This is a genomic window from Streptomyces sp. KR80, assembly GCF_052245555.1.
Lineage (GTDB): Bacteria > Actinomycetota > Actinomycetes > Streptomycetales > Streptomycetaceae > Streptomyces.
This window is the reverse complement of record NZ_JBQQCD010000031.1, coordinates 22,925-37,691: the sequence shown is the minus strand read 5'-3', so window position 1 is coordinate 37,691 and position 14,767 is coordinate 22,925. Positions and strand designations below refer to the sequence as shown.

At 71.6% G+C, this 14,767-nt stretch carries 13 protein-coding genes and 1 pseudogene; 8 read left to right on the top strand and 6 right to left on the bottom strand.

Annotation, left to right across the window (positions count from 1 at the left end; translation table 11 throughout):
* Nucleotides 1-36: 36 nt before the first annotated feature.
* On the top strand, nt 37-606 hold the full coding sequence (locus ACTWQI_RS28220; protein WP_443274689.1) for a PadR family transcriptional regulator: 570 nt from the start codon (nt 37-39) through the stop codon (nt 604-606).
* Between the two features lie 69 nt (nt 607-675).
* Here the strand turns inward: ACTWQI_RS28220 and ACTWQI_RS28215 are convergent, their stop codons facing one another.
* Entirely contained in the window at nt 676-1,215 is a 540-nt protein-coding gene (locus ACTWQI_RS28215) for a GNAT family N-acetyltransferase (RefSeq protein WP_443274687.1), read from the bottom strand.
* Nucleotides 1,216-1,430: 215 nt separating this feature from the next.
* Between ACTWQI_RS28215 and ACTWQI_RS28210 the strand changes: the two genes are divergently transcribed.
* Both ACTWQI_RS28210 and ACTWQI_RS28205 read left to right on the top strand, forming a co-directional pair.
* The gene (locus tag ACTWQI_RS28210; protein ID WP_443274685.1) at nt 1,431-1,697 is read left to right on the top strand and encodes a hypothetical protein; all 267 of its coding nucleotides are present in this window, start codon (nt 1,431-1,433) and stop codon (nt 1,695-1,697) included.
* A gap of 19 nt (nt 1,698-1,716) precedes the next feature.
* On the top strand, nt 1,717-2,898 hold the full coding sequence (locus tag ACTWQI_RS28205; RefSeq protein ID WP_443274684.1) for an RNA-guided endonuclease InsQ/TnpB family protein: 1,182 nt from the start codon (nt 1,717-1,719) through the stop codon (nt 2,896-2,898).
* Between the two features lie 104 nt (nt 2,899-3,002).
* On the opposite strand, the gene ACTWQI_RS28200 is transcribed toward ACTWQI_RS28205, so the two are convergent.
* The gene (locus tag ACTWQI_RS28200; RefSeq protein WP_443274682.1) at nt 3,003-3,911 is read right to left on the bottom strand and encodes a LysR family transcriptional regulator; all 909 of its coding nucleotides are present in this window, start codon (nt 3,909-3,911) and stop codon (nt 3,003-3,005) included.
* Between the two features lie 89 nt (nt 3,912-4,000).
* On the opposite strand from ACTWQI_RS28200, the gene ACTWQI_RS28195 reads away from it, so the two are divergent.
* Nucleotides 4,001-5,014: an EamA family transporter gene (locus ACTWQI_RS28195; protein WP_443274681.1), complete on the top strand. Its 1,014-nt coding sequence runs from the start codon at nt 4,001-4,003 to the stop codon at nt 5,012-5,014.
* Here ACTWQI_RS28195 and ACTWQI_RS28190 read toward each other — a convergent pair.
* Together ACTWQI_RS28190 and ACTWQI_RS28185 are read right to left on the bottom strand one after the other, a co-directional pair.
* Nucleotides 5,010-5,642, bottom strand: a pseudogene (locus ACTWQI_RS28190) (sugar phosphate isomerase/epimerase family protein); the annotation flags it as partial. The gene ACTWQI_RS28195 and the pseudogene ACTWQI_RS28190 overlap by 5 nt on opposite strands.
* A gap of 419 nt (nt 5,643-6,061) precedes the next feature.
* Nucleotides 6,062-7,150, bottom strand: a complete 1,089-nt coding sequence (locus ACTWQI_RS28185; protein WP_443274679.1) for a LacI family DNA-binding transcriptional regulator — start codon at nt 7,148-7,150, stop codon at nt 6,062-6,064.
* Nucleotides 7,151-7,323: 173 nt separating this feature from the next.
* Between ACTWQI_RS28185 and ACTWQI_RS28180 the strand changes: the two genes are divergently transcribed.
* The 3 genes from ACTWQI_RS28180 to ACTWQI_RS28170 are packed head-to-tail and all read left to right on the top strand — an operon-like array spanning nt 7,324 to nt 10,625.
* Complete coding sequence (locus ACTWQI_RS28180; RefSeq protein ID WP_443274677.1) at nt 7,324-8,475, top strand: Gfo/Idh/MocA family protein; 1,152 nt, start codon at nt 7,324-7,326, stop codon at nt 8,473-8,475.
* Between the two features lie 54 nt (nt 8,476-8,529).
* Complete coding sequence (locus ACTWQI_RS28175) at nt 8,530-9,777, top strand: dihydrodipicolinate synthase family protein (RefSeq protein ID WP_443274675.1); 1,248 nt, start codon at nt 8,530-8,532, stop codon at nt 9,775-9,777.
* Between the two features lie 2 nt (nt 9,778-9,779).
* Nucleotides 9,780-10,625 carry a sugar phosphate isomerase/epimerase family protein gene (locus ACTWQI_RS28170; protein WP_443274709.1) on the top strand — a complete coding sequence of 282 codons (846 nt, stop codon included), beginning with the start codon at nt 9,780-9,782 and terminating at the stop codon, nt 10,623-10,625.
* Nucleotides 10,626-10,750: 125 nt separating this feature from the next.
* Here the strand turns inward: ACTWQI_RS28170 and ACTWQI_RS28165 are convergent, their stop codons facing one another.
* Both ACTWQI_RS28165 and ACTWQI_RS28160 read right to left on the bottom strand, forming a co-directional pair.
* Nucleotides 10,751-11,059: a DUF937 domain-containing protein gene (locus ACTWQI_RS28165; protein ID WP_443274674.1), complete on the bottom strand. Its 309-nt coding sequence runs from the start codon at nt 11,057-11,059 to the stop codon at nt 10,751-10,753.
* A gap of 224 nt (nt 11,060-11,283) precedes the next feature.
* Nucleotides 11,284-12,267, bottom strand: a complete 984-nt coding sequence (locus ACTWQI_RS28160) for a ribokinase (RefSeq protein WP_443274672.1) — start codon at nt 12,265-12,267, stop codon at nt 11,284-11,286.
* A gap of 67 nt (nt 12,268-12,334) precedes the next feature.
* Here ACTWQI_RS28160 and recD2 point away from each other — a divergent pair, with 67 nt between their 5' ends.
* Entirely contained in the window at nt 12,335-14,680 is a 2,346-nt protein-coding gene (gene recD2 / locus ACTWQI_RS28155; protein ID WP_443274671.1) for an SF1B family DNA helicase RecD2, read from the top strand.
* Nucleotides 14,681-14,767: the final 87 nt, after the last annotated feature.

Genomic DNA, 14,767 nt, shown 5'->3' with positions numbered 1-14,767 from the left:
GCGGGTGAGCCCATGGGTAGAGGAGGAGGCGATCCGATGGCGTTGCGGCACGCCGTGCTGGCCGCGCTGCTCGACGAAGAGCTCAGCGGGTACCAGTTGGCCAAGGCGTTCGACCTCGGGGTGGCGAACTTCTGGCACGCCCAGCCGCAGCAGCTGTACGCGGAGTTGACCCGGCTGGAGAAGGACGGGCTGATCACGGGCCGGGAGGTGGTCCAGGACACCCGGCCCAACAAGCGCCTGTTCAAGGTCACCGATGCAGGCCTGGCCGAACTGGACGACTTCACCGCCACCGCAGCCAAGCCCTCCTTCATCCGCGATGACCTGCTCGTCAAAGTCCAGGCCGCCGACCACGTCGACCCCGAGACACTGGTCGCGCAGCTCACCGAGCGGGCTGCCTTCGCCCAGGCCAAGATCGACTTGTTCGGCAAGCTGCTGCGCACCATGCGGGGAGAGCGCACCGAAGAGGACTTCCTGCGGCACGGCGAGCGCATCGGCCCCTACTTGACCTGCCTACGCGGCCTCGCTTTCGAGCAGGGCAACCACGACTGGTGCGAACGCACGATCGCCATCCTGCGCAAGAGGCAAACTGCCCGTGCCCGGCGCTGACCCGCGCTACCTGCGCTATGTGGGCCCTGGGCGACAGCCAGACCGAGGGCGCCCAGCCGGGGACTCTGTTCAGTCGGGCAGGTTCGCCGCAAAGATCCAGTCGAAGCCGTCGTAGCCGGTTCCATCGAGGTGTTCCGCCCGGGTCAGGCCGGCACGGATCGCCACGCGATGGGAGGCGACGTTTGCCGGCCTGACCCGGGCGATCAACGGGAGATCGGGAACGTGCCGGGATGCCCAGGTGGCGACTGCGGTCGCCGCCTCGCTGGCCAGGCCCTGACCCCACGCCTCGCTGTCGAAGCGGTAGAAGAGGTTGAGGACCTTCATGTCGCTCAGTGCCATGGGCTTGACCCCGCAGAACCCCAGTTGCAGGGGAGAGCCGTGGCGTCGGACGACCCAGTACCCGTATCCGCAGCGCTGCCACTGGTCGTTCCAGCGTTGATAGAGCTCCTCGGCCTCTTCGTGCCGAGCGAGCGCGTCGGAGGGATTGTGCAGGCAGGTAAGGGGGTCACTGTGGATCACATGAATCGCGTCGATGTCAGTTGCGGTCGGGCGCCGCAACGACAGTCGGGCCGTCTGCAGCTCTTCGTCGGCGAGGCTCCGGTCAGTCATGCCGAGATCGTAGGGCCGTGGCACGCGGCTCCGGGGGGATAGTCGGCCCAGGTGCGGATCGCCGCGTCCGGGGGCGCCCGCCGGCCGAGTGGCGGCCGGGCGCCAGGGCCAGCCCTTTCTGCTTCGCCGTGTGGTGACGCCGCTGGTGAAGACGGTGCTCAAGGACATCTACGCGGACTTGGCGGCCATGGAGGACGAAGATCCGGCACAGTGCCGTGGACTGGACCGTCGTACGCCCGCCGCGGCTGCTGAACAAGCCGGTGACGGGCACGTACCGGACCGCCCTGAATGCGAACCTGCGGGGCGGTCGCGCCGACGTGACGCACGCGATGCTGAGCTTCATCGGAACCTGCGAGGGAGATTCCCGCGCGGGGAGGAGCTCGGTCTCCTGCGGAGCAGGGCAGGGAAAGCCGTTCTGCCGCCTGGGCGGAACGGCTTTCATCACCAACCGCCCGCCCGCTGTTCACAAGTTGAGGTGCTAGTGTGTGACCCACCACGTGCGTGAAGCGGGCGTTCAAGTACCGCTGTTACCCGACTCCGGAGCAAGCCAGTGAGCTTGCCCGGACGTTTGGGTGTGTGCGGAAGGTCTACAACCTGGCGCTCGCGGCCCGTACCGAGGCGTGGGCGCGGCAGGAGCGGGTCAACTACAACGCCACGTCGGCGATGCTGACGGCGTGGAAGAAGACCGAAGAACTGGCCTACCTCAACGACGTGTCCTCCGTGCCGCTCCAGCAGTGTCTTCGGCATCTGCAGGGTGCGTTCGTGGCGTTCTGGGAGAAGCGGGCCCGGTACCCGCGGTTCAAGAGCCGGAAGAAGTCCCGCAAGTCCGCGGAGTACACCTCCTCGGCGTTCCGGTACCGGGACGGCAAGCTGACTCTGGCGAAGATGGCAGAGCCGCTGGCGATCGTGTGGTCCCGACCCCTGCCCGAGGGGGGCAAGCCGTCGACGGTGACCGTCAGCCAGGATGCGGCCGGACGCTGGTTCGTCTCCCTCCTAGTAGAGGACCCCAGCGTCAAGCCGCTCCCGACAACAAACACGGCCGTCGGGATCGACGTGGGCCTGGAGCACCTCCTGACGCTCTCCACCGGTGAGAAGGTCGCCAACCCGAGGCACGAGCGCCGGGACCGTGCCCGTCTCGCCAAGGCTCAACGCGCGTTGGCGAAGAAGGCCAAGGGCGACGGAGCCAATCGGGCCAAGGCCCGGCGCAAGGTCGCCAAGATCTACGCCCGGATCACCGACCGCCGCCGGGATCACCTGCACAAGCTGACCACTCGACTCGTGCGTGAAAACCAAACGCTCGTGATCGAGGACCTGACCGTGCGCAACATGGTCAAAAACGGCAAGCTCGCCCGCGCCATCAGCGATGCGGCGTGGACCGAGTTCCGGAACATGCTGGAGTACAAGGCAGCCTGGTATGGGCGGAACGTGGTCGCGGTGGACCGGTGGTTCCCCTCGTCCAAGCTGTGCTCCACCTGCGGCACCCTGCAAGAGAAGATGCCGCTCAACGTCCGTACGTGGACGTGCGACTGTGGCACGACCCACGACCGGGACGTGAACGCAGCGAAGAATCTGCTGGCCGCCGGACGAGCGGTGACAGTCTGTGGAGCTGGTGTAAGACCTCAACGGAGACCTCCGGGCAGGCAGTCGGCTACGAAGCAGAAAGCCTCACGGCGCGAGCCGTGAGAATCCCCCTCGTTTACGAGGGGGCGACGTCAACGACGATCCGACGACCGTGAAGCAGGCGGTGGGAGTCGCGTACTAGACCTGTCCGCCGGCAGGCGGCCGGCTCAGGTCGATGCGAGCCGCGGATAGTGGGCGCGCAGGACGCGGACCGCCTCGCGGATCGCCGGGCGGCGGGCCGCGCCCGGCCGCCACAGCGCGTAGAGCCGTCGGACCGGCGTCGGGTCGAGAGGCAGGGCCACGGCGCCTTCCGGCAGCGGGCCGCGGCCGAGCCGCGGCACCAGCGCGATGCCAAGGCCGGCGGCCACCAGCGCCAACTGGGTCTGGTACTCGGCGACCTGATGGGCGAGATCCGGCTCGTGCCCCGCGGCGCGCAGCGTTCTCACCAGCCAGTCGTGGCAGACCGAACCAGGCGGCTGGCAGATCCACCGCTGTCCCGCGAGGTCCTCGCGGGAGAGCTTGCCGCGCCGCGCCAGAGGGTTCCCGGCCGGTACGACCACGTCCGACGGGTCGTCACCGATCACCGCACGCTCGACACCTTCGGGTGCGGGCATCGGTGCGATGTCCCAGTCGTGCACTACCGCGAGATCCACCACGCCACGGGTCACCATGCCCGACGAGAGATGAGGGTCGACTTCAAGGAGCCGGGAGTCCAACGCGGGGTGCTGATCGGCGAGTTCGGCCAGGACACTCGGCAGCAGCCCGCGCCCCGCCGAGGCGAACGACGCCACCAGCAGCCGTCCCGACGGCTGCCCGCGGCGCTCCTCCAGTTCCGTCTCCGCCCGCTCCACGATGGCCAGCAGCTCCTCGGCGGTCTCTGCCAACTGCACGGCCGCGTCGGTCAGGGCGATCCCACGGCCCCGCCGCTCCAGCAGGGTCGTACGGGTCTCCCGCTCAAGCTTCGCGATCTGCTGCGATATCGCCGACGGTGTGTAGCCGAGCGCGATGGCGGCGGCGCCGATCGAACCGTGCACCGACACCGCGTGCAGTGCCCGCAGTCGGGACAGATCCAGCATGGATCCCCTCCACTCTTCAGCGCTGCTGTATCCAATCATGAAGAGATCTGTGCTGGTGCTTCATGGTTGAGGCCCGCGATCCTCGGTCCATGCGACCTGCACACATCGCTCTGGCCGTTGTCGTCGCCGCGGTCTGGGGGCTGAACTTCGTCGTCATCGAGATCGGACTCGACCACTTCCCGCCCTTGCTCTTCAACGCCCTGCGCTTCCTCGTCGCCGCGCTCCCCGCCGTCTTCTTCATCCGTCGGCCGCCGGTCGCCTGGCGGTGGATCGTCGCGGTGGGGCTGGTGCTCGGCGGGGTGAAGTTCGGGCTGCTGTTCACCGGTATGCATCTGGGTATGCCTGCGGGGCTGTCGTCCCTTGTGGTCCAGGTCCAGGCGGTGTTCACGGCGATCGTCGCCGCGCTGGTGCTGGGCGAACGCCCGGGGCGCATCCGTGTCGTGGGCATGGCCGTGGCGCTCGCGGGCATCGCGGTGGCCGCTGTCGACGAGGGCGCCTCCGGCCCGGTCCTCGGTTTCGTTCTCGTCGTCGCGGCCGCGTTCTTCTGGGGCGTGTCGAACGTCCTCACCCGTCAGGCCGCCCCGCCCGACGCCCTGGCCTTCATGGTCTGGGCGAGCCTCTTCCCGGTGCTTCCGCTGCTCGCCCTCTCCCTCCTCCTCGAAGGCCCGGACGCCGATCTCGCGGCGCTTCGCTCGCTCGACTGGAGCGCTGCCGGAACCGTCGCGTACGTCGCCTGGGTCACCACCGTCTTCGGCTTCGGCGCCTGGGGGTTTCTGCTCCGTACCTACCCCGCCTCGTCCGTCGCACCGTTCTCGCTGCTGGTGCCCGTCTTCGGGATGTCCTCGGCGGCGCTGTTGCTCGGCGAGGGGATCAGCCCGCTGCGGTGGTGCGCGGCCGCGCTGCTGGTGGGCGGTGTCGCCGTCACCTCCTTCGGCGGGGGCGGAGTCGGGTCCTTCGGCCGGGGCGGGCTCAGGCGGACTGGGCGATCAGCCTCGACAGGTGGTCGCGCGCCGGCACCAGCAGCGCCGGGAGACTCGCTGCCCGCGGGTACCAGCGCTTCTCGTACTCCCAGCACAGCCAGCCGTCCCAGCCCGCGCGGCTGAGCAGTTCGACGCACTCGGTCAGGGGCAGGATGCCCTCGCCGAGCGGCAGCGGGGTGGTGTCGTCGGCCGAGGCGATGTCCTTCACCTGCACATAGCCGAGGTGTGGGGCGAGCACCGCGTAGGTGGCGGCGGGTTCCTCGCCGGCGAGCCAGGGGTGCATCACATCCCAGATCGCGCCCACATTGCGGTGGCCCACCAGACCGAGGACGCGGGCCGCGTCCACCCCGCGTCGGTGCGAGTCGTGTGTCTCCAGCAGGAGCCGTACGCCCGCGTCGGCGGCGTACGGGGCGGCCGCGCCGAGGCGGCGGGCGGCGATCGCGTCCGCCTCGTCGGCCGGTAGGTCCCCACCGCCCGGGAAGACCCGCACGTACGGGGCCCCCAGATCGCGGGCGAGGGCGATCAGCGCCTGCAGCGCGTCGAGCACGCGCTCGTCGTCGCCGGGCTCCGCGACCCGGACGTACCCCGCCACGGCGAGGATCTTCACCTCGGCGTTCTTGAACTGCTCGACCACGTCGACGCGTTCGCTCAGACCGATGCCGGGATGGACCGGCTCCTCGGGATGGGCCCGCAGCTCCACACCGTGATAGCCGTGCACGGCGGCCAGTCGCGCCACGTCCGCGACGGGCATGCCGGGCACTCCGAGGGTCGAGAAGGCGAGTTTCACAGTGGCTCCAGGGAGAGGCTCGCTGGGTGGTGGGACAAGCGGTTGCTGTGCTGCGGTTGCTGTGCAGCGGCGCGGGCGGACGCCGGGAGCGCCGGCTTACGGTCAACCCTGCCGGGCGCCGGGACTGCGCGCATCCGGGGCCCGTCGGCGCCGACCGGTGCGACGCGTCCTGGGAGGGGCTCGTCCGCGGAGAGTCGGGCCGCCCCGGTCCCGGCCCGCCCTCGGGCCGGTCGGGCGAGTGCGGTCATCGTCGCCGGTGCCCGGCCGACCGTGTCCCGCGCCTCGGCCGTGACGGTGAGCGGCCGTACGCCCCGGTGAGTCGTCGTCGGCCTGTCATCGCTCCCCCCAGAGGTGCGCGGCGCCGGGCGATCGGCCGGCGGTGGCTAGGAGGCCGTGGGTGGGGGAGCGGTCGAGGCGCGGGCCATCAGGTCGGCGCGGATCGTCGCCACCCCGCCCGGCGGCGGGGTCTCCCGCGCCATCGCCAGGCGCCCGGCCCGTGCCCCCGCCTCGTACAGCGGCAGCCGTACGGTCGTGAGCGCGGGAACGGCGTCGACGCTGAAGGGCAGGTCGTCGAAGCCCGCGACCGAGACCTCCTGCGGGATGCGCAGGCCGCGGTCGCGGAGAGCCGCGCACACCCCCAGCGCGATGGTGTCGTTGGCGGCGGCGATCGCGGTCAGGTCCGGCTGTCTGCGCAGGAGTTCGAGGGTGGCGTCGTAGCCCGAGGACCGGTCGTACGAGCCGTGCACCGTGAGCCGGTCCGCGCTGTCCCCGAGGCCGGCGGCCTCGAGCGCCGCGCGGTGGCCCTCCAGTCGGTGGCGGGTCGTGGTGCGGTCGGCCGGGCCCGCTATGTAGCCCATCCGGCGGTGGCCGAGGGCGATCAGGTGCTCGGTGAGCCGCCGGGCGCCGCCGCGGTTGTCGAAGGCGAGGGTGGCGGCCGCTCCCGGCTCCGCGCCCGTTCCCGGGCCGGAGGGCAGGGGCGGGCGCCCGCAGAGCACGATCCGCGTGCCCGACGCCGCAAGGCGGCCGAGCTTCTGGGTGACCGCCGCGGCGTACTCGGCGTCCTCCGCCGCACCGCCGGTCAGGACGACCGCGGCGGCGCGCTGCCGCTGGAGCAGGGTGAGATAGGTGAGTTCCCGCTCGGGCGAGCCGCCCGTGTTGCACACCACCGCCAGCTTCTCGGCGCCGCTCGCGCCGCCCGCCTCGCGTCCGCCGCCGATCTCGGACTGAACGGCGCCGGCGATGATGCCGAAGAAGGGGTCGGCTATGTCGTTGACCAGGATGCCGACGAGGTCGGACGTGGCGGCGGCGAGTGCGCTGGCGGGCCCGTTGAGCACGTAGTCCAGTTCGTCGACCGCGCGCAGCACTCGGGCGCGGGTGGCCTCGGAGACGGGGTAGTTGCCGTTGAGCACCCGGGAGACCGTGGCCGAGGACACTTTGGCCCGGGCCGCCACATCCGCCAGGGTCACTGCCATCGCCGCCTCCGGTCCTCGTTCGCCGGGCCCGCACGTCAGGGCCCGTGGCACCACTGCTCCGAGCCGCTCAGGTTAAACGCTTCCTCTTACCCCGGCTTATTGAATCTCACTATGGGGCACGCTAACTTACCTTGATAGAAAGCGCTTACTGGTGGACGAGGTCGGGGAGCTGCATGACACGCAGGACAGTGCGGATCGCCATGAACGGCGTGACCGGCCGCATGGGCCACCGCCAGCACCTCGTACGATCCGTCCTCGCCCTCCGTGAGCAAGGCGGCCTCGACCTCGGCGACGGCACCGTGCTCTGGCCCGAGCCGGTCCTCCTCGGTCGCCGCGCGCCCACCCTGAAGGCCCTCGCCGAGCACCACGGCCTGGAGCACTGGTCCACCGACGTCGAGGCGGTCCTCGCCGATCCCGCGACCGACATCTACTTCGACGCGCAGGTCACCTCCGCCCGCGAGGACGCCGTTAAGGCGGCGATCGCCGCCGGCAAGCACGTCTACTGCGAGAAGCCGACCGCCACCGGGCTCAGGGGCGCGCTCGAGATCGCCCGGCTGGCCCACGCCGCCGGGGTCAAACACGGCGTCGTCCAGGACAAGCTCTTTCTGCCGGGGCTGCGCAAGCTCAAGCGGCTGATCGACGGCGGCTTCTTCGGCCGGATCCTGTCGGTGCGCGGGGAGTTCGGCTACTGGGTCTTCGAGGGCGACTGGCAGGAGGCGCAGCGGCCGTCCTGGAACTACCGGGCGGAGGACGGCGGCGGCATCGCGGTGGACATGTTCCCGCACTGGGAGTACCTCCTGCACGAGCTGTTCGGCCCGGTACGGACCGTGCAGGCGCAGGTCGCGACCCACATCCCGCAGCGCTGGGACGAGCGCGGCAAGCCGTACGACGCCACCGCGGACGACGCGGCCTACGGGATCTTCCAGCTGGAGGGCGGGGTGGTGGCGCAGATCAACTCCTCGTGGGCGGTGCGGGTGCACCGCGACGAGCTCGTCGAATTCCAGGTGGACGGTACGCAGGGGTCGGCGGTGGCGGGGCTGCGCGGCTGCCGGGTGCAGCACCGCTCCGCGACCCCGAAGCCGGTCTGGAACCCGGACTTCCCGCCCGAGACCCGGTTCCGCGAGCAGTGGCTGGACGTGCCGGACAACGGCGACTTCGGCCATGCCTTCAAGGCGCAGTGGGAGCTGTTCCTGCGGCATGTGGTGCTCGATGAGCCGTGGCGCTGGGACCTGTTCGCCGGCGCCCGCGGGGTGCAGCTGGCGGAGCTCGGTCTCCAGTCGTCGGCGGAGGGCCGTCGGCTGGAGGTGCCGGAGCTGGCACCGTGACGCTGCCCCAGACTCCGTCTGCCCGCCGTCCGGGGGTGTGAAGAAAGGTGCGCTGTGATCCGACTGCCCGATGACCGTGGCGCGTTGCGCGCGTACGAACCACGGCGTGAGCCCGCGCCGTCCGCCCGCCCTCCCCTGGCCTTCGGCATGGGGGACCCCACCACCCCCGCCCTCAACGGAGGCCCTACGGGCCGCTCCATCGCGCTCAGCCCCGGCGCCGCCGGCCGGCCGCTCGCCTCCCGTTCGGTTCTCGCCGCGGCACACGTCGTCGCCGACCCCTTCGCCGACCCGACGGCCGACGGCTCCGCCGCCGTCGACTGGGATGCCACCCTCGCCTTCCGCCGCCACCTCTGGGCGCACGGGCTCGGCGTCGCGGAGGCCATGGACACCGCGCAACGCGGCATGGGCCTCGACTGGGGCACGGCCGCCGAGCTGATCCGCCGTTCTGCTGCGGAAGCCATGGCGCTCGGCGGCCGGATCGTCGCCGGGGCGGGCACGGACCAGCTGACGGAGCCCGGGGCGCCGCTCGCCGCCGTACGCGCGGCGTACGAGGAGCAGCTGCAGTTCGTCGAGGGGACGGGCGCGCAGGCCGTCCTCATGGCCTCCCGGGCGCTGGCCGCCGCCGCCCGCGGACCCGAGGACTACCGAGAGGTCTACGGGCAGCTGCTGCGCCAGGCCGCCCGGCCCGTCATCCTGCACTGGCTGGGGCCGATGTTCGATCCGCTGCTCGCCGGCTACTGGGGGAGCACCGATCTCGATGCCGCCACCGACACTTTTCTCGAGATCATCGCGGACCGGCCGGACAAGGTGGACGGCGTCAAGGTCTCGCTGCTGGACGCCGATCGCGAGGTCGGCCTCAGGCGCCGCCTCCCCGAGGGCGTGCGCTGTTACACCGGCGACGACCTTCACTACCCCGAGCTGATCGAGGGCGACGAGCAGGGCTTCAGTGATGCTCTACTCGGCGTCTTCGACCCGCTGGGGCCGACGGCCGCGGCGGCTGTCCGGCGCCTCGACACCGGTGACACCAAGGGCTTCCGTGCGCTCCTGGACCCGACGCTCGAGCTCTCCCGGCACCTCTTCGAGCCGCCGACCCGCTTCTACAAGACGGGCGTGGTGTTCCTGGCCTGGCTGTCGGGACACCAGTCCCACTTCACGATGGTCGGCGGGCTGCAGTCGGCGCGGTCCCTGCCGCACCTGGCGCGGGCGTACGAACTGGCGGACGGGCTGGGCCTGTTCCCCGATCCGACGCTCGCAGAGGCCCGTATGCGGTCGCTGCTGAGCGTCCACGGAGTGGCGCGGTGAGCGTGGTCCCGGAGGCGCCCCCGAGTCTGACGCGGCTCAGCCTCAACCAACAGACCATCAAGCAGTGGTCGCTGCCCGAGCTGGCGGACGGTTGCGCCACGGCGGGCGTGCCCGGCGTGGGACTGTGGCGCGCGCCCGTACAGGAGTACGGGCCGGAGCGCGCGGCTCGGCTCGTACGGGACGCCGGCCTGAGTGTGACGAGCCTGTGCCGCGGCGGCTTCCTCACCGCGACCGACCCGGCCGCGCGGGCGGCCGCGCTCGACGACAACCGGGCGGCCGTCGACGAGGCGGCGACGCTCGGCACGGACACGCTGGTCCTGGTCTCCGGCGGCCTCCCGGACGGCGACCGCGACTTGGCGGGAGCGCGGGAGCGGATCGCGGACGCGCTGGGGGAGTTGGCGCCGTACGCCGCCGAGCGGGGTGTGCGGCTTGCGGTCGAGCCGCTGCACCCGATGTACGCCGCCGACCGCTGCGTCGTCTCGACCCTGGCCCAGGCGCTCGACCTGGCCGAGCGCTTCCCGGCGGACCGGATGGGCGTCGTCGTCGACACCTACCACCTGTGGTGGGACGACTCGGTGGCCGAACAGATCGCCCGCGCGGGGCGGGGCGGCCGGATCGCGGCCTTCCAGGTCGCGGACTGGGTGACGCCGCTGCCGGAGGGCGTGCTGCTGGGGCGCGGGCAACTGGGGGACGGGTGTGTGGATCTCCGGTGGTTCCGGGAGCGGATCGACGAGGCGGGCTACGGCGGGCCCATCGAGGTCGAGATCTTCAACCCGGGGCTGTGGGCGCGGGACGGCGCCGAGCTGCTGGCCGAGATCGCCGAACGCTTTCGGGAGCATGTCCTCTAGGCGCCTCTGGGCGCATCAGGGCGTGTCCACCAGATGTGGCTGATGGGTGGCGGCCTGTGCGGGCGTTCGGTGGAGCGGCGATGGTGGTCGCAGGTGCGTCGGCGTCGTGCAGTGCTGCGGTGTGGTCAGTTCGGGGCCTGGCGGCGGCCGGCGATGACGGACAGGACCACGGGGAGCAGCAGTTCGAGGGCCCGAGTGACGTCGGGGAGCGGCAGGCCGGTCTGGCGGGACACCGTCTCGGCGGTGGGTGTGGCGAGCCGGTCGAGGACCCCGGCCAGCGGGCCGTCGCCGAGGGCTTCGGGGAGCGTGGTGACGGTGGATTCGACGACCTGGCGGGCCCCGTAGGAGTCCGTGCCGAGCTCCCGGGCGAGCTCCTCGATCCGGTCGTCGCCGAGTTCGGCCAGTACCTCCTGCTGCAGCGATGCATCGCTCATGCCGAGAACGCTACGACCTGCGCCCCTGGTCGGCACGTCGGGTAACACAAAGATAACCGTGGGGAATCATGCAACCCTCTCGGACCTTCATGGGTCGAACAAGGCGTCTGGCTTCCCGTGGAGGGCCCGAGGGGGGGTCCGGGAGGCCGCAGGGGGGACGCGAGGGGGCTTGGCCGACGGGCCGGGCCCCCTCGATGCGCGGTGTGCTGCTCGATCACCCGAACTCATCCTGTGGGGAGTTCGTCCGCCGCGGGGAACGATGTCTGCGCTCCGGCCCGGGTCACCGCCGCTGCCCCCACCCGGACGGCGAACCGTACGGCTGTCTCCAGGTCGTCGCCGAGTGCGAGCCGCCAGGCCAGTGCCCCGGTGAAGGCGTCGCCCGCACCTGTGGTGTCCACCGCCTCGACGGGGACCCCCGGTACGCGTACGGGCGCGCTGCCCCGGACGGCGACGAGCGCGCCCCGTGCGCCGAGTGTCACCACGACCGAGCGCGGGCCGCGGGCCAGCAGCGCCGAGGCCCACGCTTCGGGGGCCGTGCTCCCGGCCGCCGCCTCCGCCCCGGCGGTTTCCGGCGCCTGAGCGGCCGTGGTCTCCCGGGTCCCTTCGGCCTGGACGGCGGGGTGCGTCCGCAGCAGAAAGCGGGCCTCGTGCTCGTTGACCACCAGCGGATCGCAGGCCGCCGGCACCTCCGCCGGGAGTGGTGCGGGCGGCGAGGCGTTGAGCACCACGCGTGTGCCCGCCGCCGCGGCCGCGCGCACCGCTGCCGCCACCGTGGCCGCCGGGATCTCCAGCTGCAGGGAGACCACCCGCGCGGCGGCGAGCAGGTCAGCGGCGGCGTGTACGTCCTCGGGCGTGAGCCGGGCGTTGGCGCCGGGGGAGACGACGATGCCGTTGTCGCCGGCCGGGTCGACGGTGATGAGCGCGACCCCGGTGGGTGCCCCGCCGACGAGGACACCGGTGGTGTCGACGCCCGCCGCGCGCTGGGACTCCAGGAGCAGTCGGCCGTGGGCGTCGTCGCCGACCCGGGCGAGGAGCGCCGTACGGGCACCCAGGCGGGCGGCGGCGACGGCCTGGTTGGCCCCCTTGCCACCCGGGTGGATGACCAGGTCGGAGCCGAGGACGGTCTCGCCGGCCGACGGGCGGCGGTCGACGCCGACCACCAGATCGGCATTGGCCGACCCGATGACCAGCAGGTCGTAGCGGTGCATCCGGTTTCCTTCCGCAGTCGTCCACAGACCGGACGGAGTGTCGGTGCCCGACGGTACCGTCGGCTGTATGGCGCAACTGGCGGTGGTCGAAGGGGTCCTGGAGCGGATCACGTACGCCAACGAGGAGAACGGGTACACGGTCGCGCGGGTCGACACCGGCCGGGGCGGTGGAGAGCTGCTGACGGTCGTGGGCTCGCTGCTCGGTGCCCAGCCGGGCGAGTCGCTGCGCATGGAGGGCCGCTGGGGCTCCCACCCGCAGTACGGCCGTCAGTTCACGGTGGAGAACTACACCACCGTGCTGCCCGCCACGGTCCAGGGCATCCGGCGCTATCTCGGCTCCGGGCTGATCAAGGGGATCGGGCCGAGGATCGCCGAGCGGATCGTGGACCACTTCGGCATCGACACGCTTGACGTCATCGAGAAGGAGCCGGAGCGGCTCATCGAGGTCCCCGGCCTCGGCCCCAAGCGGACCCGGCTGATCGGCGCCGCCTGGGAGGAGCAGAAGGCCATCAAGGAGGTGATGGTCTTCCTCCAGGGGGTCGGCGTCTCCACCTCCATCGCCGTGCGGATCTACAAGAAGTACGGGGACGCCTCCATCTCGGTGGTGAAGAACCAGCCGTACCGCCTGGCCGCCGACGTCTGGGGCATCGGCTTTCTGACCGCGGACCGGATCGCGCAGGCCGTCGGCATCCCGCACGACAGCCCCGAGCGGGTCAAGGCCGGACTGCAGTACGCCCTTTCGCAGTCGACCGACAACGGGCACTGCTATCTGCCGGAGGAGCAGCTCATCGCGGACGCCGTGAAGCTGCTGCAGGTGGACACCGGGCTCGTCATCGACTGTCTCGGCGAGTTGGCTGACGACGAGGAGGGAGTCGTCCGCGAGACCATCCCCGGACACGGCGGAACGGCCCGCGGCGATGGGGTTGGGAGCGATGGAGCGGCCCGTAGGGCTTCGGTTGAGGGTGGTGGTGGGATGGGGGCACGCTCCCAGCTACCGCTGGGGGTACCCCCACCCAGCGGTAGCTGGGGGAGGGTGGGTGAGCCGCTTTCCGCGGTGTATCTGGTGCCCTTCCACCGCGCCGAGGTCTCGCTGGCGGGGCAGCTGCTGCGGCTGCTGCGGACCGGGGAGGACCGGTTGCCCGCCTTCCAGTCCGTGGAGTGGGACAAGGCTCTGGCGTGGCTGGCGGACCGTACGGGTGCCGACCTGGCGCCCGAGCAGCGGGAGGCCGTCAAGCTGGCCCTGACGGAGAAGGTCGCCGTGCTGACCGGAGGGCCGGGCTGCGGCAAGTCCTTCACCGTTCGCTCCGTGATCGAGCTGGCGCGTGCCAAGAAGGCCAAGGTGACCCTGGCCGCGCCGACCGGCCGTGCGGCCAAGCGGCTCTCCGAGCTCACCGGCGCCGAGGCCGCCACCGTCCACCGGCTGCTGGAGCTCAAGCCGGGCGGCGACGCGGCGTACGACAAGGACCGTCCGCTGGACGCCGATCTGGTGGTCGTCGACGAGGCCTCGATGCTCGATCTGCTGCTCGCCAACAAGCTGGTGAAAGCGGTGCCGCCGGGCGCGCACCTGCTGCTGGTGGGTGATGTGGACCAGCTGCCGTCCGTGGGGGCGGGGGAGGTGCTGCGGGATCTGCTCGCGCCGGGCAGCCCCGTCCCGGCCGTTCGGCTCACCCGGATCTTCCGGCAGGCCCAGCAGTCGGGCGTGGTGACCAATGCCCACCGCATCAACTCCGGGGTCCCGCCCATCACCCAGGGGCTGCCGGACTTCTTCCTCTTCGCCGAGGACGACACGGAGGAGGCGGGTCGGCTGACGGTCGATGTGGTGGCCCGCCGCATCCCGGCGAAGTTCGGGCTCGACCCGCGCCGGGACGTGCAGGTGCTCACGCCCATGCATCGCGGGCCCGCGGGAGCCGGGACGCTCAACGGGCTGCTGCAGCAGGCCCTCACCCCCGCCCGCCCGGACCTTCCGGAGCGGCGCTTCGGCGCCCGGATCTTTCGCGTCGGCGACAAGGTCACCCAGATCCGGAACAACTATGAGAAGGGTGCGAGCGGGGTCTTCAACGGCACGGTCGGTGTCGTGACGTCGCTGAACACCGTGGATCAACGGCTCACCGTCCTGACGGACGAGGACGAGGAGGTGGGCTACGACTTCGACGAACTGGACGAGCTCGCCCACGCGTATGCGGTGACGATCCACCGTTCGCAGGGGAGCGAGTACCCGGCCGTGGTGGTCCCCGTCACCACCGGTGCCTGGATGATGCTGCAGCGCAATCTGCTCTACACCGCCGTAACGCGGGCGAAACGGCTGGTCGTGCTGGTCGGCTCGCGCAAGGCCCTGGGGCAGGCCGTGCGCACGGTCTCGGCGGGACGGCGCTGCACCGCCCTCGACCATCGGCTCAGCGGGGCGATCGGGTAGGGGCACCCCTGGGGGCACGCCCCCTGGCTACGCCGGGGGACCTCCACCCAGACGGAGTCCGGGGGTGGGGGCACCCCTGGGGCACCT